16 protein-coding genes and 2 tRNA genes are annotated in these 19867 nt (G+C 48.5%); 14 read left to right on the top strand and 4 right to left on the bottom strand.

Going from position 1 to position 19867, the window contains the following annotated elements; translation table 11 throughout:
- Nucleotides 1-106: 106 nt before the first annotated feature.
- Complete coding sequence (locus tag B0D95_RS02205) at nucleotides 107-529, bottom strand: PA2817 family protein (protein WP_246841702.1); 423 nt, start codon at nucleotides 527-529, stop codon at nucleotides 107-109.
- 57 nt (nucleotides 530-586) lie between these two features.
- On the opposite strand from B0D95_RS02205, the gene B0D95_RS02210 reads away from it, so the two are divergent.
- The 3 genes from B0D95_RS02210 to queF are packed head-to-tail and all read left to right on the top strand — an operon-like array spanning nucleotide 587 to nucleotide 3173.
- Nucleotides 587-1534 carry an ABC transporter ATP-binding protein gene (locus tag B0D95_RS02210; RefSeq protein ID WP_078042371.1) on the top strand — a complete coding sequence of 316 codons (948 nt, stop codon included), beginning with the start codon at nucleotides 587-589 and terminating at the stop codon, nucleotides 1532-1534.
- Between the two features lie 2 nt (nucleotides 1535-1536).
- On the top strand, nucleotides 1537-2310 hold the full coding sequence (locus B0D95_RS02215) for an ABC transporter permease (protein WP_078042372.1): 774 nt from the start codon (nucleotides 1537-1539) through the stop codon (nucleotides 2308-2310).
- Nucleotides 2311-2330: 20 nt separating this feature from the next.
- Nucleotides 2331-3173: an NADPH-dependent 7-cyano-7-deazaguanine reductase QueF gene (gene queF, locus B0D95_RS02220; protein WP_078042373.1), complete on the top strand. Its 843-nt coding sequence runs from the start codon at nucleotides 2331-2333 to the stop codon at nucleotides 3171-3173.
- A 72-nt stretch (nucleotides 3174-3245) separates the two neighbouring features.
- Here the strand turns inward: queF and B0D95_RS02225 are convergent, their stop codons facing one another.
- A complete protein-coding gene (locus B0D95_RS02225) occupies nucleotides 3246-4628 on the bottom strand; it encodes an adenylate/guanylate cyclase domain-containing protein (RefSeq protein ID WP_078042374.1) in 1383 nt (460 codons plus the stop codon).
- Between the two features lie 141 nt (nucleotides 4629-4769).
- Nucleotides 4770-5999 (bottom strand): hypothetical protein, encoded by a 1230-nt coding sequence (locus B0D95_RS02230; RefSeq protein WP_078042375.1) that lies wholly within the window; start codon nucleotides 5997-5999, stop codon nucleotides 4770-4772.
- 210 nt (nucleotides 6000-6209) lie between these two features.
- Between B0D95_RS02230 and B0D95_RS02235 the strand changes: the two genes are divergently transcribed.
- The 4 genes from B0D95_RS02235 (at nucleotide 6210) to B0D95_RS02250 (ending at nucleotide 8668) form a co-directional block, all read left to right on the top strand.
- Complete coding sequence (locus B0D95_RS02235; protein ID WP_078042376.1) at nucleotides 6210-6785, top strand: nitroreductase; 576 nt, start codon at nucleotides 6210-6212, stop codon at nucleotides 6783-6785.
- A gap of 105 nt (nucleotides 6786-6890) precedes the next feature.
- Nucleotides 6891-6978 (top strand) — tRNA-Ser (locus B0D95_RS02240).
- A gap of 181 nt (nucleotides 6979-7159) precedes the next feature.
- Nucleotides 7160-7236: transfer RNA gene (locus B0D95_RS02245), tRNA-Arg, on the top strand.
- Nucleotides 7237-7846: 610 nt separating this feature from the next.
- Nucleotides 7847-8668 (top strand): HDOD domain-containing protein, encoded by an 822-nt coding sequence (locus B0D95_RS02250; RefSeq protein WP_168172383.1) that lies wholly within the window; start codon nucleotides 7847-7849, stop codon nucleotides 8666-8668.
- A 64-nt stretch (nucleotides 8669-8732) separates the two neighbouring features.
- Here the strand turns inward: B0D95_RS02250 and B0D95_RS02255 are convergent, their stop codons facing one another.
- Complete coding sequence (locus tag B0D95_RS02255) at nucleotides 8733-9692, bottom strand: tRNA-dihydrouridine synthase (protein ID WP_078042378.1); 960 nt, start codon at nucleotides 9690-9692, stop codon at nucleotides 8733-8735.
- Between the two features lie 131 nt (nucleotides 9693-9823).
- Here B0D95_RS02255 and B0D95_RS02260 point away from each other — a divergent pair, with 131 nt between their 5' ends.
- From B0D95_RS02260 to B0D95_RS21030, 7 genes are all read left to right on the top strand, one after another.
- On the top strand, nucleotides 9824-11197 hold the full coding sequence (locus B0D95_RS02260) for a DEAD/DEAH box helicase (RefSeq protein ID WP_078042379.1): 1374 nt from the start codon (nucleotides 9824-9826) through the stop codon (nucleotides 11195-11197).
- A gap of 382 nt (nucleotides 11198-11579) precedes the next feature.
- Nucleotides 11580-12386, top strand: coding sequence for a PhoH family protein (locus tag B0D95_RS02265; protein WP_078042380.1), 807 nt, complete (start codon nucleotides 11580-11582; stop codon nucleotides 12384-12386).
- Between the two features lie 204 nt (nucleotides 12387-12590).
- Nucleotides 12591-13364: a putative RNA methyltransferase gene (locus tag B0D95_RS02270; RefSeq protein WP_149867851.1), complete on the top strand. Its 774-nt coding sequence runs from the start codon at nucleotides 12591-12593 to the stop codon at nucleotides 13362-13364.
- Nucleotides 13365-13644: 280 nt separating this feature from the next.
- Nucleotides 13645-15432, top strand: a complete 1788-nt coding sequence (locus B0D95_RS02275) for a TolC family outer membrane protein (RefSeq protein WP_244904706.1) — start codon at nucleotides 13645-13647, stop codon at nucleotides 15430-15432.
- Between the two features lie 98 nt (nucleotides 15433-15530).
- A complete protein-coding gene (locus B0D95_RS02280; RefSeq protein ID WP_078042382.1) occupies nucleotides 15531-17696 on the top strand; it encodes a type I secretion system permease/ATPase in 2166 nt (721 codons plus the stop codon).
- Entirely contained in the window at nucleotides 17696-19135 is a 1440-nt protein-coding gene (locus B0D95_RS02285; protein WP_078042383.1) for an HlyD family type I secretion periplasmic adaptor subunit, read from the top strand. Before B0D95_RS02280 ends, B0D95_RS02285 begins: the two co-directional genes overlap by 1 nt.
- The gene (locus B0D95_RS21030; RefSeq protein WP_078042384.1) at nucleotides 19135-19728 is read left to right on the top strand and encodes a response regulator transcription factor; all 594 of its coding nucleotides are present in this window, start codon (nucleotides 19135-19137) and stop codon (nucleotides 19726-19728) included. The genes B0D95_RS02285 and B0D95_RS21030 overlap by 1 nt, the downstream gene beginning before the upstream one ends.
- Nucleotides 19729-19867 lie beyond the last annotated feature (139 nt).

Consider the following 19867-nt stretch of genomic DNA (forward strand, 5'->3'; position numbering starts at 1 on the left):
CTTTCGTATTTTCCTGATTGTTTGGCTGGAATGTGTTTACATGGCGCAAGCGTGAATTGTGAGCGGTGTAATAGGTGCGTCCTTGCAATTCTTCTATTGATCTCTTTCAGTGCAGTCCCATGCGTGTAGCCCTTGCTTCTTTATAGCTAAACGGTAGTTGTTCCTGTTTTGCTGTTTCACGTAGCTCGTCCAGTTGTTGGAAAAAATGAATTTCTTCGTCGGGCATGTAATGCAGGCAATCACCGCCAAAAAACCACAGCAGGTCGCGGTACAGTAATGGCATCAGGTGAGGGTAGGAGCCTACGACGCGGCACATCAGTGTTTGCCCTTTATCCAACCAGTCTGTAGCTTGTGTATTGCTGGCCAGCTCATCCAGCGCCACTAAAAATGCCAGATCATCTTCGCTGGCATCGGTGAGTGTAAACGGTGGAAGTTGCTTGATTTGTGCGATAAACGCATTCAGTAACTCCAAATGACATATGTAATACTCTTTATCATATTGGTTTTCTTCAGTGCTTGAAATCGACATACTTGGCCTCAAGTTGAGTTTTGATTTTTTGATCGTCCACTATTTCCGCGAGGGGTTATGACTCCGGCACTCTCAATCAGAAATTTGCGTAAAGTTTACAACGAAAAGTTTGAAGCGCTTAAGGGAATTTCACTGGATGTTATGCCTGGTGATTTTTTTGCAGTGCTGGGCCCCAATGGTGCAGGTAAGTCAACCACGATTGGCATTATTAGCTCATTGGTGCGTAAAACGGCAGGCACTGTCGAGGTGTTCGGTAAGAATATCGATACCGATTTTTCGGCGGCCAAAAAATATTTGGGTGTTGTTCCCCAGGAATTTAATTTCAGCATGTTTGAAAAAGTGCAGGATATAGTCCTGCAGCAAGCCGGGTACTACGGTATGAATCGTAGCCAGGCACTGCAACAAACCGAGCGCTACCTCAAGCAGTTGAGTTTGTGGGACAAGCGCGATACACCAGCGCGCATGTTGTCGGGCGGCATGAAGCGCCGTTTGATGATTGCTCGCGCATTGGTGCATGGCCCGCAATTATTAATTCTTGATGAGCCGACAGCAGGTGTTGATATAGAGTTGCGTCGCTCCATGTGGGATTTCTTGCGCGAGATTAATGCAGCAGGCACAACGATTATTTTGACCACCCACTACCTGGAAGAGGCGGAGAGTCTCTGTCGCAATGTGGCAATTATTGACCAGGGTGTGATTGTGAAAAACACCAGCGTTAAAAGTTTGTTGCAGCAGCTCAACAAAGAAGTTTTTGTGTTTGATGTGCAGGAAACCTTAACCGGATTACCCGTCATCGATGGGCATAGGGTGGCGCAGATTGATGAGCACTCGTTTGAGGTTGATGTTGAAAAAGGTCAATCGCTCAATGCGGTGTTTGAGCAATTAACGGCGCAACAATTTCGCATAGTGAGTATGCGCAATAAAGCTAATCGCCTGGAAGAGCTATTCGTTTCCATGGTTAACGCGAATAAAAGCGCGGCACCATCTGCAGTAAAAGAGGGGTAAGCATGACTATTCATGAGCAGTGGATTGCCTTTATGACAATCCTGCGCAAAGAGGTTAAACGTTTTACCCGTATCTGGGTGCAAACGCTGTTGCCACCAGCTATTACCATGATTTTGTATTTTGTGATTTTTGGTAAATTGATCGGGGCTCGTATTGGCGAGATGAGTGGTTTTAGCTACATTGATTTTGTTGCTCCCGGCCTGATTATGATGGCGGTAATTACCAACTCTTATGCCAATGTGTCCTCCTCGTTTTTTAGTGCAAAGTTCCAGCGCAGTGTAGAAGAAATTCTGGTGTCCCCTACGCCCAACTATGTCATTTTGCTGGGCTTTGTAATGGGTGGTGTCGCGCGTGGTATGGCCGTGGGCTTGATTGTCACGTTGATGTCATTGTGTTTTACCAGTTTGCAAGTGGAACACTGGTTTATCACGGTGTTTATTGTGTTGATGACATCCACGCTATTTTCATTGGCAGGCTTCATCAATGCCATTTATGCCAATACGTTTGATGATGTCTCTATTGTCCCCACTTTTATTTTGACGCCGCTCACTTATTTCGGTGGGGTATTTTACTCCATCAATTTGTTGCCGGGATTCTGGCAGCAGGTGTCAGTATTTAATCCGATTCTGCACATGGTGAATGCATTCCGTTACGGTATGTTGGGTATTACGGATGTGCATGTCGGTATGGCATTTGCCGGTTTAACGCTCTGCGTCGTAGTGTTGTTCGCAGTGGCATTGCATTTATTAAAAACGGGCAAGCGTTTGCGTGCCTGATTTATTTTCCGGGTGGTTCTATGGGTTTTAATCCGCTTGGGCAGCAGACTGAATATGTGTCAGTTTACTCGCCACAGTTGTTGTTCCCCATTGCTCGCGCTGAGTCGCGCAAATTATTGAATACAGTGGCGTCCTTGCCTTTTTCCGGTGTGGATATTTGGACCGGGTATGAGCTCTCCTGGCTTGACCCGAAAGGGAAGCCTGTTGTGGCGGTGGCAGAGTTTTTTATTCCCTGTGACAGCGAATTTATGATTGAGTCAAAATCATTCAAGCTGTACCTCAACTCGCTCAATCAGAGCCACTATCACAGTGCGGCGGAAGTGGAGGAATTGCTTGCCCGGGATTTATCTGCTGTGGCGCGTGCAATGGTGCGAGTGCAGTTGTATCCATTGTCATCCACGCAGTCGTCCCAGTGGCGCGCACAGCCGGCACATTTATTAAATACAGTGACGCTGGATGGCGTATTGCTCGATGACTTATCGGTCAGTATTGATAACTATCACCCAGATCCCAATTTGCTCACCACAGCGGATGCTATAGTTAGTGAGACCCTGGTGAGTCACCTGTTGAAAACCAATTGCCCCGTTACCGGGCAACCGGACTGGGCAAGCCTTGTGGTGCGTTACACTGGGAAGAAAATTGAGCATGACAGTTTGCTGCGCTACATTGTTTCCTTTCGCGAGCATCAGGATTTCCACGAGCATTGCGTAGAGCGGATCTTTAGCGATATAGCTGCGATTTGTAAGCCAACTCATCTGACTGTCTATGCTCGCTATACCCGGCGCGGTGGTTTGGATATCAACCCGTTCCGTAGCAGTCATGCGGCAGAGCAGCCGGAGTTGTTGCGTTTGATTCGCCAGTAAACTGTTGGGGAGGGGGTTTACGAAAAAACAGGGCGTGTGCAATACACGCCCTGTTTTTTTTATGTGTTGCGATTAGAGAATGACCTTGTCTTTAAGGCGACTGGCTGCTTTTTCCAGGGTTTCAATGACTTTTTGTTTGTCGTAATTGCGCACCTTATCCATATCCAGATACATCGAAAAGCCTTCTGCGCGGTCTTCAAAGTAACTCTGGTTTTTGCCCATCTCTTTACGCAAGTCGGCAACTTGATACACCTTCACTGGCATGGAAAAGCCTTTTACGGTGATCTCACCTTTATCGCGGCACATCACTGTATCTTTCACCAATGACCAGGTTTCATGGGAAATGAGGATTTCATCCGGCTCGGCGGCGGATTCCAATCTGCTCGCTAAATTCACTTGTGTGCCGAGTACGGTGTAATCCAGGTGATTGGATGTACCAAAGGTGCCCACGGTGCAATAACCGGTGTTGATGCCCATACGTACTTGCAAAGGTTTTTTGATGCCTTGATTAAACCATTCCACCTGCATGGATTTGATGCGCTTTTTCATGGCGATCGCCATGGAGACACAGCGCGTAGCATCATCTTTGACACCTTTGCTCGCACTATCACCAAACAGCACCATAATGCCGTCACCCATGAACTTATCGATAGTGCCGCCATAATGAGCGACGATTTTGGACATCTCGGTCAGGTAATGGTTAAGTAATTCGGTGAGGGCTTCTGCTTCGATTTCTTCGGAGAGTTGGCTGAAGTCTTTGATATCGGAAAAGAATACGCTGATGCGTTTGCGCTCTGCTTGTAAGTGTTTGTCGTCGCCGCGATTAATCGCTTGCCACACTGTAGGAGGCAAGTAGCGTGATAATTTGTATGCACGGATCTTGTGCCACTTCTGTTCATTCTCCAGCTTTTTTTGGCTGAGGATAAGTTTGTGTAACCGCTGGTGCATATACACCGCGTACACCAGGAAATAAGTAGCTACTCCAATCAGGCTGGCGGCACTGATTTGAATACTGCTGGATAGCATGAGTTGCGGGCTGTGTATGAATAGACTGAGCAGCACACCAACAGCGAAGGCGCTATTGTCTTCCAGCAATTTGCGCATTCCACCGCTGATCAGTGCATTGAATTGAATCATGGTCAGGAACATGATGCAGGGCAAAATACTGAAATCTGTCAGGCTCAATACCACCCCTATGAGCGCTGCATCGATATGGGACAACCAGCGGTTATTGCGCACTACTTGTTCAGGCAATTGTTTGCGGGTAAAAAAATAAGTGCCGTAGGCGTAGGTGAGCAGTAAGACTATAACGCCGATATATACCGGATTGGGTTTGTCCCAATTGACAAAGGAGGCGAGGGTACCGGAGGCGGCAAAACAAATAAGTGCGCGAAAGTAGTACTGTTGTATCGGGGTTTCAGTCTGCAAAGGTTCAGAGTCGATCTTACTGTTCATTGGGTTAAAGCCTTATTGTTTTGTGCAGTAAGGTCCTCCTTGCAGATTGAATTGCTCCCTAATGTCGCGGAGGAATTAAACGGTTTTTTTTCCAAAATGTCCACCTTGTTCGTGTGCCTGTTGATAGACCTATTTGTCATATTATTTGAGCTTTAATGCCAGGTACTTTTCTTCCAGCTCAGCATATTGTTTGCGCAATGCAATAATTTCGCCATTGAGCTGCTCGGCACTCTCTTGTCTACTAGTGTTGTTTTGCGCGTGCGAAGCATTTTTCAGTTGGTCGTTTTCTTTTTCCAGTTCCTCTATATTCTCTAATAAATCCTTACTTTCACGTGTAAAACTATGTAGCGTTTCTTTGATGCGCTGATTTTCCTCCTCCAGCAGATGTTCGTGTTCGATAGCGCCCTCTTGTTGCTGCAGCTTTTCATTGGCCCGGGTAAGTTCCTCTTCCAGCAGTTGTACGCAGGTATCGGATTCCTGCACAAAGCGAATTTGTCGTTGCAATTGTTGATCCAGCTCTTTAATTAGCTGATCTTTTTCTTCGGCGGTAACCGCCTCTTCGAGTTTGCGCTGCAGGTTATTGATCACCCGATACTGATCTGCTGCCACATTGCGCAGCTTCATAATCTCTTCTGCTGCACGTGGATCTTGGCGAATGATGTTAATAGTCTTGTTTTCGATAGGTTGGCCGTTAATCGCTGCACTCGTGGAATAGATATGTTGATTAATATCGTTGTAGCTATCGCTGTATTGACTTAATAAATTCTCATAATGCTCCTTGTCTGCCATACCATCAGCCATTGCATAGAGTTCGTTATAGTGTACTTGGGCGTTGGTTTGAGCCTCATCCCAGCGTTTTTCCAGATCGAAGAAGAGTTTTTTGAATTTCTCCAGGTTCTCGACTCGTTTCTTGTAAATATCCAGCTCTTCACTGTTATCTGGTATGTCCTGCGCTACTTGCAGCAAGGGTTCAAGGGTCTGCTGGAATATATCCCAATAACCTTCACTACCTTGTACGGCTGTTGTGCCCAGTTCTTCTGCGCGCAAAAACGCATAGCGCAATGCAACAATGCGCTGGTTGAGCGGTACATCATTGGGTTGTATGCCGGCAATATCGCTGCGTGGCGCGAGCAGGTTGAACCTATCCTGAGTGAATTCCAGTTGCTCATAAATAAACTGTTTGTAGGGTTTTGCTGGTGTGGCTGGGGTGTCGCCTCCGCGCTTAATTGCCTCAATGAATTCGCGCAGCTTTTGCTGTTGCTGCCGCATGATTTTTTTTTGTTTGATGGCATTGATCAACAATGCAGCTGTTGCAATAAGCAACAGCACAAAGGGTGTAATAATTGCGATGATTAAGGTGGTTTCTTGCATAAAAATTGCCGGATCTAGGGCTTATTAGCGGTCACAAAAGCTGAGTATTGCTGATAGCCCACACCTTGGGCGGCATTCACAGACAGGAATCAGTTGAAAGTATGGTACAACTTCCACCAATATTCGAATGGCACACCGCTATTTGTATGGGGCGACTATTTTGCCCCTCCAGTTAATGGTTTTTAACATTGTATTAGGTAGATGAGTTTTATGGATGCAATCACGGCACTACACCAGCGCGTATCCCAGTCAAAGCTACAAGCCCCTGCGCCTGACGCACAGCAATTGGCCACATTAATTCGCGCCGCAACGCGCGCGGCAGATCACGGCAATCTTCAACCCTGGCGCTTTTTGACCATAGAAGGCGATGGCTTGGAAAAATTGGGTCAATTATTCGCCAATGTGGCTGCTGCTAAAAAAACGGATATCAGCCAAGCAGAATTGGATCGTTTTAAATCCATGCCGCTACGAGCTCCAATGATTATTGTGGCGATTGCTAAATGTCACGCGCATCCGAAGGTGCCGCAAATCGAGCAGCTAATTGCGGCGGGTGCGGCCGCACAAAATATCATCAACGCCAGTTTTGCCTTGGGGCTTGGCGCCATCTGGCGCACGGGTGATATGGCCTATGACGACACGATAAAGCAGGCGCTTGGGTTGATCAGTAACGAAACACTGGACGAACAAATTGTTGGCTTCATCTATATAGGTACACCTGCGAACAGCGCGTCTCTGCCGCGTGAAATAAATCCCCAAGATTTTTTTACTGCTTGGACTAACGAATAAGATTGCGTTTGAAAGCTTGCTTGTGTAAATTAGCGCGCCTTCGTAGGGGTGACTATGGAGAGTTAGCAATGCGAAGAACCGCGCAAGCTGTCGGCGGTAAAATACGGTGAGATGTCCGAGTGGCCGAAGGAGCACGCCTGGAAAGTGTGTATACCGCAAGGTATCGAGGGTTCGACTCCCTCTCTCACCGCCATTTTAAAACGATGCATCTCCAAAATACGGCGCAGACTTGTAAGCAGTTCGTTATGCATCCAAGTCGACCGGTTTTTGTACTTCATTGATTTATAAAGCATTATTTTAAAATTTCACGAAAGAAAAATTAAAAAATGCTTGACGAGATAAAGGTCAGTCAATAGAATGCGCGCCAACAAGACGCACTCATAGCTCAGCTGGATAGAGTACTCGGCTACGAACCGAGCGGTCGGAGGTTCGAATCCTCCTGAGTGCACCATATAGAAGTCCCTAATCCCCTGATTATCCTAGAGATTTTCAGGGGTTTTGCTTTAGGGAGGTTGCTGTGCTGAATTTACTTTTTCAGTGATCGATTGCTGGTCTAAATTTTCACTGAGTAAATTGAACCTTCCGATTTTTTCATGATTTGTGAGGGTATTAATTTTCGCCACACACCAATTGCTCTCATAAGCAAACAATTACTCTCGATCAAATGAATACAAGATGTTGGCTTTTGACTTCAGTCTGAGAGTCTTGTTTTTTGTGAGTGGGCTTTTGCCAAAATGATGCGTTAGTTAGGCCTTCTCGGTCTGATGTCATTCGCTTGGTTTACTAAACTTTGGATCACTTACCTCTCTGTGGTATTGCCGGAGTTATGTCTTTTCCCCAAGTACAATTATCCCAATTGGTTTCTGTTGAGAAATCTTCCCGAGTGCGCCATATATGCGTCGCTAAGCCCTAGCTATCCTTCATCAAATCTGCGTTACTTATTTCTTATTCTTTGGTTTGTCGTTGCTATCCGGCAAAGATTTGCTATACCCAATCGAGGTAGAACGTTTTTGTTGCAGTTGGCTACCTTTGGTCGGGGTTTGAATATAAGCGAGGGTATCGTGGATTTAAAAGATTTAGTGGATAACGCACAAAAGTTGCCGAACATCCCAAAGGTGGTTCAAGAGCTGATTGAGAGCTTTGGTGATGAAAATGTTAATAACGAGGAGATTGCGAAGAAGATCAGTGCCGATCAGGTGCTGACAGCAAAAGTCCTGCGAGCGGCAAATACGGCGCATTATGGCGGTAACCGCAAAGTGGGGTCGGTAAGCGATGCGGTATTTTTGCTGGGGTTCAATGCAGTGCGTACGCTGGTGTTGGCCTCTGGCATGGTAGGGACATTTAAGGCCCCGGAAGGGTTTGATTTACCCGCGTTTTGGCATAACAGTTTTGCGGTTGCCAGTACCTGTAAGTGGTTGGCCCGTTTTTCCCGCGATGATGCAGAAACCGCATTTACCTGTGGGATGATCCATAACATTGGGGAGCTGTTGATCCATATTTTGCTGCCGGAAGAATGCAAAGAGATTCAGAAAGTGGTAGATCGCGGTGCGCGTAACCCTGACATTGAGAAGAATGTGCTGGGCTTTAACTTCCCAGAGGCGGGCGCTGAATTGGCTAATCGCTGGAAGTTTCCTGATGCTATTGTGGCGGGGATTCGCTATCAGCTGAACCCACAAGCGGCTCCGCAATTTTCGCGGTTGGCGGCGTTGGTTTACATTGCGGATTACATTGTGCATTCCAATGAAAAAGAAAATTCAGCCCATTTAATTGAGAATTTCCCCAATGAACTGGCAACCCAGTTGGGTATTAATTTGGTGAAATTGTTGGAGCGTATCGATGAAACCAAGGATTTAATTGGTGGCTACGATGAGTTGTTGCATTAATTAGATATCAGGATAAAAAGCCGCGCGCTACCCAAGTAGTGCGCGGCTTTTTTATGGTTCACCGTTAATGACTGGCTGCCAGGGCTTCCTGGAAGCAGGCTTCTATTTCCGGTGGAGTTGTTTTACGTTTTATCGCTTCAAAAAACACAGTGGCTTGCGGGTATTGGCGGCTTAGGTACATCAGCCATTGTTTTACCCGGTTGCCACAATTGCGCTCGCAATACAGTGGTGTTGTGAGTGCGTAGTAGCGGTACAGCATGGTGCAAATTTCTGCCCAGGTGAGTGGTGTGTAATCCTCACCCTGAATACGGGCTTTAATTTGGCGAGCCAGGTCAGGGCAGGCGAGTAGGCCACGGCCCAGCATGACGTCGGCACCGGCGGATTGCTCGCGGCAACGCAAGTAATCTTCCACTGTCCAGATTTCGCCATTGCCAACCACTGGAATTTTCAGTTCCGCGCGAATATCCGCGATGTAATGCCAGTAAGCGGGTGGTTTATATCCGTCGACTTTGGAGCGGGCGTGTACTGTCAGTTCATCGGCGCCTGCCGCTTCTACGGCGCGTGCGTTGTCCATATAGCTGCTGCGGTCTTCAAAGCCCAGGCGAATTTTGGCGGTGACGGGAATCTCGCGCGGTACTGCATCGCGTACAGCTTTAATAATCGCGTAGACACGGTCCGGTGTGCGCAACAGACAGGCGCCTCCTTCGTGAGCATTGACGGTTTTGGCGGGACAACCAAAATTCAGGTCGATGGCTTTTGCGCCGTAATTGACCAGTTCCTGCGCGTTGATTGCCATAGGTTCGGGTTTGCTGCCGAGCAATTGGACGCGCACAGGGGTGCCATTGGGTGTTTTACAATCGCTTTCCAACTCCTGTGCATATTTATAAAACACTTTATAAGGCAGCTTTTGATCCGTAACACGGATAAACTCGGTCACACAGCCATCCAACCCACCAATGCGGGTCAGTATGTCGCGTACGTGGTGTTCAACAACGCCCTCCATCGGGGCTAACATAATTCGCATTGATTAACTCTGGCCAGCTATAAAGGTCGGCATTTTAGCGGTTTTGGTTGATAATTTGCGCAGCTCTGCGTAGATTGCGCGGCCTTTTGCGGGTAAATCCTGCTTTTATTGAATGAATTTCGAGGTTCTTGATGACTCAGCCCGGTTTCCACGATCTGATTAGCGATACCCAGTTGCGTAAAGCCATTGACGTGTTGGGGTACGAAGCGCCCACGCCTGTACAACTTGCAGCCATTCCAGCGGCAAGTGCGGGCAAGAATCTGATTGTGAGTTCCAAAACCGGCAGTGGTAAAACCGCCGCTTTTTTACTGCCTGCTATTCAGGCAATGCTGGCTCGCCCCTGTGTAAATCCAGCTTCTACACGTATGCTGATTTTGACCCCTACCCGCGAGTTGGCGCGGCAGATCGTCAAGAACGCAGAACAGATTTTGAAGTTCACCGGCTTTAAGGTGGGTATGGTGTGCGGTGGTGAGGAGTTGAAGTATCAAAAAGCCATGCTGCGCAAAAATCCGGAAATTATTGTGGGTACCCCAGGGCGTTTAGCGGAGCACATCTCCCATAAGTCGACGGAGTTTTCCGGGTTGGAGTTTTTGGTGTTGGATGAGGCGGATCGCATGCTCGATATGGGCTTGAGCGATGATGTGCTGAAAATTACCAATACCTGTCGCACCGAGCGTCAGACCTTGTTGTTCTCGGCAACCATGGAACAAAAAGGGCTGCGCCATTTGATCAAGCAAGTCATTCTGGGTGAGGCAGAAGAGATTTACATCGACGAAAAGCCCAATGCAATCAACCAGCAAATGTTGATTGCGGATGATTTCAAGCATAAAGAAAAGCTCTTGTTAGCCTTGTTGCAAAAAGCCGAATTTGAAAAGGCCATTATTTTTACCAACACCAAAGCACGCGCTACCCAGTTGGATAATTTCTTGCGCTATAACAAGTTTCGCGTTGGCGCGCTGCATGGTGATATCACTCAGGATCAGCGCAAGATCACACTGGATCATTTCCGCCAGGGGCGCACCAGTATTTTGGTGGCCACGGATGTGGCAGCGCGCGGTTTGGATATCCCCGGTGTGGAGTTGGTTGTCAATATCGATATGGCTTATTCGGGCGATGAATATTTGCACCGGATTGGCCGCACTGGTCGCGCAAACAGTGAGGGTAGGGCGGTATCCATGGTGGATGCCAAAGAGTGGAATCTCACCAAAAGTATTGAGCGTTATTTAGGTGTGAGTTTTGAGGTGATCAGCATTCCGGGTTTGAAAGGCCATTACCAGGGGCCAGATAAAACCAAGTCTTCTGGTAAGTCGGTAGGGACTAAAAAGAAAACCACGGTGAAAGATAAAAAAGCTGATGCGAAGCCTAAGGTGAAAGTGCGTGAGCGTGATAAGAAAAATATTGGCAATCGTCGCGTGCCTAAAGCGGTAGCAGCTGCGCCGGTAATGGACGGTTTTGCGCCACCGAAAAAGAAAGTCGAAAAGCAGATCGAAGAACGCGATGAATAAATCGGTAAATGAGGGCGCGATAATAGCCTGTCGGGCTCTCAATTTTATTTTAAAGAAGTGATTGATCTTTTCCACAATAGGATTAATATCAGAGTTGTAAGGGCGAAAAACAGCAAGTAGCCCTTCAAGATATCTGCAGCTTTTCTTCAATACCACTGGCTTTGCCAGCGTAGTCTATCTGTCACACGTTTTTGCTTTACTCAGTTTGATTTATTGTTTTGAAGTAGCGATTTAGTAGTTGTTGTTAAGTCGATATTCGTAAACCAGTAGAGAAAGGGGGTAACAGACATCATTCCACAGCAAGTTTTGTATCCAGGGTAAATTCGATCACAAAGCCGTTGCCGGTTTTTGTGTTACTCATAGGCTTGAAGGGGATTTTTTTATGGCAAAAAAAACGCATGCCAGACGTAGTGCGAATCACCAATCATACGACGATAGCAGCTTCTCCAACTCGCGGCACAAATCGCGAAGAAACCAACGAAGTGATGACAACATCGTCGAAATAAAATCCCGCTCACAACAAGTCGAAACCGCTTACTCTCCTCCTCGCTCTCCACAACCTCTTCGCGCCAAAACAAAATCCCAGCAGCAGTATATCAACGCCATTAACTCCCATATGCTCACCTTTGGTATTGGCCCAGCCGGTACAGGCAAGAGTTATTGCGCGGGCGCCTTGGCGGCAGAAGCGCTGGAATCCGGGCGGATTGAGCGCATTATCCTGACGCGTCCTGCGGTAGAGTCGGGTGAAAACCTGGGTTTTTTACCGGGCGATCTGGATCAAAAATTCTCTGTGTACATCGATGCCTTTCGCGATATTTTGAACGAGCGCTTGGGTGCCGGGACGGTGGATTACTGTTTGCGCCACGGGCGTATTGTGGCGGCGCCGCTTGCATTTATGCGCGGCAAAACCTTTAACAGTAAAACCTTTGTTATTCTTGATGAGGCACAAAATACTACACCAGCGCAAATGAAAATGTTTTTAACGCGCATAGGTGAAGATTGTAAGGTGGTAATTAATGGTGATATCCAGCAGAGCGATATTCGCGGCCCCAACGGCTTGGCCGATGCGGTAGACCGCTTGCAGGGGCTGCCTGGTGTTTATCTGCATGAGTTTGAACGTGAAGATATTGTGCGCAGCGGCTTGGTGCGCGACATTATTGATCGCTACGAAGTGCCCGACGAAAATTAATCCTGTGTGGTACCGCATCTTCTGAAAAAAGGTGCGGTATTTTTGTATTCTCGCATGGCTTGCTTATTGATGAGTGAGTCGGCATCCTGCGCGCTTGTTTTCCCCCTTCTTTTTCCTTGTCGATGAATGCATGGTTATTTGTCGATACATAATTTCTATACGCCTATGAATGCTTTGTCTTGTCCTTTGTGTCGCCTGCCTTTGATGCTTAATTCCCAAGGTGTAGGGTGCGGCAACCGCCACCAGTTTGATCGCGCCAAAGAGGGTTATCTGAATTTATTGCCGGTGCAGCAGAAACATTCGCGAGAACCGGGAGATGCAAAAGCGCAATTGCAGGCGCGACGACAATTTCTACAGGTGGGATTTTTTTCACCGTTGCGCCAGCGTTTGCAGCAGGTATTACCTGCATCGGCGCAGCAGGTGTTGGATATAGGTTGCGGTGAAGGTTATTTCACCCAAGGCATTGCTGAGGCCTTAGGCACCGCGCAGGTCTACGGCATGGATATCGCGAAGGCTGGTGTCAGGTTGGCGGCCAAAACGGCCAAGTCGGAGGCTATGGGTACTCGCCTGATTTATGCCGTTGCTTCCAGCTTTGATTTGCCCTTGGCAGACGAGTCGATGGACCTGGTCACCCGTATTTATGCCCCGAGTAAGGATGCCGAGTTATATCGTGTAATAAAATCTGGCGGCATGCTGGTTATAGTATCCCCTGGTGAACAGCATTTGCTGGGGCTGCGCCAGCGTATCTATCGCGAAGTCCGGCCCCATCAGCTGACACCTGTACCAGAGGGGTTCCGTTTGATCGAGCAGCAATCACTTTTGGCCGATTTGACCATAGCGCAACCTGAACTGCGTGCGGCACTGTTGGATATGACGCCTTTTGCATGGCGTATGTCGGCGGAATTAAAGGCCAGCTTGATCAATGAGTTGTTTGTGGATCGGATGGATTTCACTCTTTCGCTATATAACAAAATGTGATTAGATTTTTGTTATCAATAGCATTACTTTTGGTGTTTGGCTTATATGTGATCTATTTCTCATTGATAAATGCTATTCTGGAATAAGTCTGCAAATAATTATGATGAATTTATCGCCAATATTGCCTTTTATGCCATTGTAAGTGTTTACCTGATGTCGCTGTTTTTCCACTTGTGGGTGTTTTCATTGGTATTCCGGTTATTTGGAGTCCCGGCGCCTGCGGTGGTGGATTACTGATCAATAAAGTATCGCGCTGTGCGATAAACGACGGAAAATTTTCATGACGCCTTTATTACTTGGACAAGTGTCCCGTGTCTCGCAATCCCTGATGTTAATGTCGGCTTTACTGCTGCCCGGCCAAGTGATTGCCCAGGCCACCCCGAATACAATTAAGGATGTAACCCTGCAAGCCTTGGATAGCAACCCCGAAGTCCAGGCCGCCTGGCATGAATTTAAAGCCGCCACTCAGGATGTGCGTGTTGCTCGCGGTGGCTATTTGCCCACTGTGGATATTGGTGCATCAGCGGGGAAAACCAATCGAGATTACGATGGTCGCGGTGTGTATAACACCACGCAAGGTCAGATTACCCTCAGCCAAATGTTGTTTGATGGCTTCCGTACCTCGGGTCAGGTGGAGCGTTTTGACAGTGCACGATTGGTGCGTTACTACGAATTGCTCAATGTGGTTGAGTTGACGGCACTGGAATCTGTGCGCGCGTTTGAAGATGTAAAACGCAATCGCGAATTGGTAGAACTGGCACGCGCAAACTATGCAAAGCATCGCGATGTATTTGCTCAGATTGAAGAGCGTGCAGTTTCCGGCGTTGGACGCCGTGTAGATTTGGAGCAGGTTGCTGGCCGTTTGGCGCTGGCTGAATCCAACCTCCTGACTGAGGCCGCTAACCTGCACGATGTGACCGCGCGCTATTTGCGTGTTGTGGGACAGCTGCCTGCCGATGAACTAGTGCCCACCGAGCTCGCCGGACAGAAATTACCTGAGTCCATTCGTTCGGCGCTGACTCTGGCATATCAGGGCAACCCTGGGTTCCATGCTGCGATTAAAAATATCAGCGCTGCACAGGCCGCTGTTAAAGTGGATCGTGCAGGTTATTACCCGAAAGCAGAATTGCGCGCGCGTCAGGTGACCAGCCGCAACCAAAATGGTTTTGATAATCGCGTTGATCCCAGCAACTATGGCGATGAAAGTGCCGTTGAATTGGCAATTACTTACAACCTTTACAGTGGCGGCTCCAATCGTGCGGCGGTGCGTCGCTCGCTGGAGTTGGTAAATCAGGCAAAAGATTTGCGCGACCAGGCGTGTGTCGATTTACGCCAAACTACCCAAATTGCTTACAACGATGCCCAGCGCTTGCGCGAGCAATTAATTTCGCTTGAGCAGCATCGCCTGTCCAGCGATAAAGTGCGCACCGCTTATGCAGAACAATTCAATATTGGTCAACGTACTTTGTTGGATGTACTGGATGCCGAGAACGAATACTTCCAGGCTAGCCGTGCACTGGTGATTGCAAAAGGGGATTTGGAATTGGCCTATGCGCGCTCACTGGCTGCCATGGGCAGTTTGTTACCTGCATTGGGCATAGTGCGTGATGGTTTGGGTATATTGCATGACACCCGCGTGGAAGATTCGCTGCAAATTTCCGAGTCAGCTTGTCCGGCAGAGGCACCGGTCGCGATGAGTCGTGATGATTTAATCAGTCAACTCACTCCCTTGAGCGGCGATACTTTATTTGATTCGGGAAGTTCTGAATTAAAAGTGACGGCCACAGCGGCGCTGAATCAATTAATTGGTTCTATCAAAGCCATGAAAGGCGTCGTGCAAATTACGATTGAAGGTCATACCGATAGCACGGGTGCTGATGCCTTGAATGTGCAGCTTTCCAAAGCTCGGGCGCAACGCGTACGCGATTATTTTGTACTGAATGGTTTGGAAGCCATTCCTATGTCGGTTGATGGTTTGGGGTCTGCTCGTCCTGTGGCGGATAACAATACCGATGCGGGTAAAGCGGCTAATCGTCGTGTTGATGTCACGGTGACACGCAAAGAATAAAAACGCCTCTCTGTCTGGCAATCATTTGCTAGGCTTGAGCGAGTGGGGCGGTTTGCGCAGACCGCCCGCGTTGTTTGATTGTTTGTTCCGGAGCCGCAATGACCCTTGATATTCAACTTCCGCCCGATACAGCAACACGACAAACGGGGCCTCTTGTTGAGTGTCTGTTGTTGGTGGCGCGTGCGCACCAGATTACCTGTACCCGCGAGTCTCTGCTGGCGGGCTTGCCCTTGGATCGATCAGGGCTGACTCCCTCATTATTCGCACGCGCTGCGAAACGTGCTGGCTTGGCCAGCAAATTAGTGGCGCGCTCGCTGCCTGAACTGAACAGTGCTTTATTTCCTGCGATTTTATTATTGAATAATAATCAGGCGTGCGTACTGCTCGATCTGAATGCAAGCACTGCACGTGTTATTTATCCTGAGTTGGGCGAAGCTGTCGTTACGGTTGCATTGGATGAATTGATTGCCAATTACACCGGGCGCGCTATTTATGCGCGGCCAGAAGAGCGCTTTGATGCGCGCGCCGCCGATATCAGCAAAACCAGTGCGCTTAAGCACAAAGGTGCGCACTGGTTTTGGAGTGTGATTGGTGAGTATAAATATCTCTATCGCGATGTATTGCTCACTGCACTGCTTATTAATTTCTTCGCGTTGGTTTCACCGCTGTTTGTGATGAATGTGTATGACCGCGTGGTGCCCAATCATGCGACCGATACACTCTGGGTGTTATCGGCAGGTATGTTGATTGCCATTAGCGCTGATTTTGTACTGCGCATGATGCGCGCCTGGTTTGTGGACCTCGCTGCCAGTCGGGTGGATGTAACCCTGTCGGCCACGATTATGGAACGCGTACTGGGCATGAAGCTCGCAGAGCGCCCAGCATCGGTGGGGTCTTTTGCATCGGGTTTGCAATCCTTTGAAGCGATACGCAATTTTATTTCCTCTGCCACTATTTTGGCGCTGGTGGATTTACCCTTCGTATTTTTGTTTTTAGTCGTGGTGCTGTTAATTTCATGGCCGCTGGTCTTTCCCATTCTGATCGGCGTGTTGCTGGTGATTATTTACACTGCCGCTGTGCAGAAAAAAATGCAGCTACTCGCCGAAAATTCTATGCAGGCATCGGCGCAGCGCAATGCAACCCTGGTGGAAAGTTTGTCGGGTTTGGAAACCATTAAAACCCTCGGTGCAGAAGGGCGCATGCAAGTGATTTGGGAAAAATCCACGCTATTGGTATCGCGCGTTGGGGTGAAAATGCGCTTGTTATCTGGCTCTGTGGGCACTAGCACTTTATGGATTCAGCAAGCGGTATCGGTGGTGATTATTATCGTCGGTGTCTATCAAATTATTGAGGGCAATTTGTCGCAGGGCGGACTAATTGCAGCTTACATGCTGTCGTCGCGCATCATGGCACCGGTGGGGCAAGCGGCAGGCTTACTGATGCAATATCACAGTGCCGCAACGGCGTTAACCGCGTTGGATGAAATCATGGCCAAGCCTGTTGAGCGGCCATTGGAAGCCCAATGGATTAGTCGCCCGCGTTTGCAAGGCGCCATCGAGTTTAAAAAAGTTGCCTTTAAATACCCGCAAGATGAGCGCGAAGTGCTGCGTGATGTCTCTTTTAAAATTAACGCCGGTGAGCATGTGGCGATTCTGGGGCGCAATGGTTCCGGTAAAACAACACTGGAAAAATTAATCGCTGGTTTGTATGAGCCGAATGCTGGCAACTTGCTGATTGATGGCATAGATATTCGCCAGCTCGATCCTGCTGAATTGCGCCGCAATATTGGCTATGTATCGCAGGATGTAAATTTATTTTTTGGCAATTTGCGTGAAAATATTGCGATGGGATCGCCTCATGCCAGTGATGAAGCGATTCTGGAAGCGGTGCGCTTGAGCGGCTTGACTGACTTTGTAAACCAGCATCCTATGGGCTTGGCCATGCCAGTGGGTGAGCACGGTCAGTTATTATCGGGCGGCCAACGCCAGTCAGTGAGTATTGCCCGCGCCTTATTAAATGATGCCCCGATTTTATTAATGGATGAACCCACCGGTGCTATGGATCACACCAGTGAAGAAGAATTCAAGCGCAACCTGTTGCAATTTGCCGCGCACAAAACGCTTATTGTTATCACCCATCGCACGTCGCTACTGGAGTTGGCGAATCGTATTATTGTGATTGATGCGGGCAAAATTGTTGCCGATGGCCCCAAAGAGCAAGTGGTGGAAGCGCTGCGTCAGGGCAGAATCGGGAGGGCGTCATAATGCCTCAGCCGACCAATGCGACGCCAATATCGCGCGATAAATTATGGTTTGAAAAACTGGGGCGTGTGCTGGATAAATTAGGTGTACCAGCGAGCAGTTACATCGACAAATTGTATGCGCGCTGGCTTGATCCACTGCATGAACAACCCAAAGACTGGGTGACCGATTCTGATTGGGCACGTTTGCAGCAGGAGCCAATTAAAGCACGCGCACTGTTACGCGTGATTGCGCTGATTCTTTTCCTCTTATTGGTGTGGGCTGCATTTGCGCCGTTGGATGAAGTCGCGCGCGGTGAAGGTAAGGTTATTCCCTCGTCGCAATTACAAGTCATCCAATCGTTTGATGGCGGTGTGGTGCAGGAAGTACTGGTGCGTGAAGGGCAAATCGTTAACAAAGGCGATTTATTATTGCGCATCGACCCCACCCGGTTTATCTCCACCTTCCGTGAAAATCGTGCTGAGTTTTTATCGCTACAAGCACGGGCGGCGCGCTTGCAGTCATTAACCATGAATACGCCCTTGACGCTGCCGGATGATTTGCTGGCGGAAGCGCCGGATATTGTGAATCACGAGCGCAATTTATATGAATCCAATCGCAAGGAATTGGATGAGCAACTTGCTATTGCGCGCAGTCAGTTGGATCAGCGCTCGGAAGAGTTAAACGAGGTGCGTGCCAAATTAACCCAGGTGACTCGCACTCTGGAATTATCCACGCAAGAATTAAATGTCACCAAACCATTACTGGCGAGTGGCGCTATTTCTGAAGTGGAAATTTTACGTTTGGAAGGCGAGGTTTCCAAAGCGCGTGGCGATCGCGAGCAGACGCTGTCCCAAGAGTCGAGGCTCTTGTTGGCAGTGGAGGAAGCGCGTGGCAAATTGCGTGAAACCGAGTTAATGGCGAGTAATAAATGGCGCAATGAATTATCGGAAGTACTGAGCAAAATTGCGGCGCTCACCGAGTCCAGCACAGGCCTTGCGGACAAAATTAAATACGCGGAAATTCGTTCGCCAGTGCGCGGGACGGTGCAGCGTGTTTTTACGAATACTGTCGGCGGCGTGGTGCAGCCGGGGCGCGAAGTGATTGAGATGGTACCGCTCGACGATCAATTACTTGTAGAAGCAAAAGTATCGCCCAAGGATATTGCGTTTTTACACCCTGGTCAGGATGCGATTGTGAAATTCACTGCCTACGATTTTGTCGTTTACGGTGGCTTGCGCGGCAAGGTAGAACACATCAGCCCGGACACGATTACCGATGAAAAAGAGCGCACGTTTTATATTGTGCGTGTACGCACCGAACGCGCCGGATTTGATCCTGCGCTGCCAATCATGCCGGGCATGATGACGCAGGTTGATATTCTCACAGGCAAGAAAACCGTGTTGGCTTATTTGCTCAAACCAGTCTTGCGTGCCCAACAAAATGCGATGACGGAACGATAATGCCCCAGTTGTTTGTTGCTCCTGCCACTATCCATTCGCCGCACTGGTTGCAGGCGTTTCCCGATGCTCAGGTGGTTGATAGCCTGAGTCATATAGAGGTGCGTGGTTTGGTGTGGTTATTGTTGGGACGAGCGCAGAGTTTTACGCAGATACAAACACTGAGTGCGGATGGTTTTAAAGTGATTGCCATGACGGCGATCGAGCAAACGGCTGAAGCGCGTAGCGCTTTGGAAGCTGGCGCCAGTGGTTACGTACATTACTTGGCGGTGCCATCTGTTTTGGAGCAAATCGCCCAGTCGGTGGCGGTGGGTGGCGTATGGTTGGGCGCTGACCTTATGCGTCAGTTGATTCTGGGGGCGCAACGCCTATCGCCAATCACACCCTTGCCAACGGCGAACTTGAGCTTGCTGACCAGCCGTGAGCGCGCCGTGGCGGAATTGGTCGCTGCAGGCAAAACCAATAAGGAAGTAGCGCGGGAGTTGGATATCACTGAGCGAACGGTAAAAGCGCATCTTGGTGCCAGTTTTGAGAAACTGGGTGTCCGCGATCGCCTGCAATTGGCCTTGGCCTTATCCAACGGCACTAAGATCTGATTTCTTTCCGTTTTCCCCCGCTTATTCCATAACAGTATCTAAAAAAATACTGTTTATTGTCCTTTAGTCCAATGGCGTTAATCTCAGCTGTCGCTAGACTCCGTTTATCATCCACATTTTGTGCGCTGGTTCACCTTTT

It is taken from the genome of Cellvibrio sp. PSBB023 (assembly GCF_002007605.1).
Classification (GTDB): Bacteria; Pseudomonadota; Gammaproteobacteria; order Pseudomonadales; family Cellvibrionaceae; genus Cellvibrio.

Bases quoted from the DNA above. Each gene is read 5' to 3' on its own strand.
- B0D95_RS02205 (WP_246841702.1), bottom strand. From the start codon at position 529: ATGTCGATTTCAAGCACTGAAGAAAACCAATATGATAAAGAGTATTAC.
- B0D95_RS02210 (WP_078042371.1), top strand. From the start codon at position 587: ATGACTCCGGCACTCTCAATCAGAAATTTGCGTAAAGTTTACAACGAA.
- B0D95_RS02215 (WP_078042372.1), top strand. From the start codon at position 1,537: ATGACTATTCATGAGCAGTGGATTGCCTTTATGACAATCCTGCGCAAA.
- queF (WP_078042373.1), top strand. From the start codon at position 2,331: ATGGGTTTTAATCCGCTTGGGCAGCAGACTGAATATGTGTCAGTTTAC.
- B0D95_RS02225 (WP_078042374.1), bottom strand. From the start codon at position 4,628: ATGAACAGTAAGATCGACTCTGAACCTTTGCAGACTGAAACCCCGATA.
- B0D95_RS02230 (WP_078042375.1), bottom strand. From the start codon at position 5,999: ATGCAAGAAACCACCTTAATCATCGCAATTATTACACCCTTTGTGCTG.
- B0D95_RS02235 (WP_078042376.1), top strand. From the start codon at position 6,210: ATGGATGCAATCACGGCACTACACCAGCGCGTATCCCAGTCAAAGCTA.
- B0D95_RS02255 (WP_078042378.1), bottom strand. From the start codon at position 9,692: ATGCGAATTATGTTAGCCCCGATGGAGGGCGTTGTTGAACACCACGTA.
- B0D95_RS02260 (WP_078042379.1), top strand. From the start codon at position 9,824: ATGACTCAGCCCGGTTTCCACGATCTGATTAGCGATACCCAGTTGCGT.
- B0D95_RS02265 (WP_078042380.1), top strand. From the start codon at position 11,580: ATGGCAAAAAAAACGCATGCCAGACGTAGTGCGAATCACCAATCATAC.
- B0D95_RS02270 (WP_149867851.1), top strand. From the start codon at position 12,591: ATGCTTAATTCCCAAGGTGTAGGGTGCGGCAACCGCCACCAGTTTGAT.
- B0D95_RS02275 (WP_244904706.1), top strand. From the start codon at position 13,645: ATGACGCCTTTATTACTTGGACAAGTGTCCCGTGTCTCGCAATCCCTG.
- B0D95_RS02280 (WP_078042382.1), top strand. From the start codon at position 15,531: ATGACCCTTGATATTCAACTTCCGCCCGATACAGCAACACGACAAACG.
- B0D95_RS02285 (WP_078042383.1), top strand. From the start codon at position 17,696: ATGCCTCAGCCGACCAATGCGACGCCAATATCGCGCGATAAATTATGG.
- B0D95_RS21030 (WP_078042384.1), top strand. From the start codon at position 19,135: ATGCCCCAGTTGTTTGTTGCTCCTGCCACTATCCATTCGCCGCACTGG.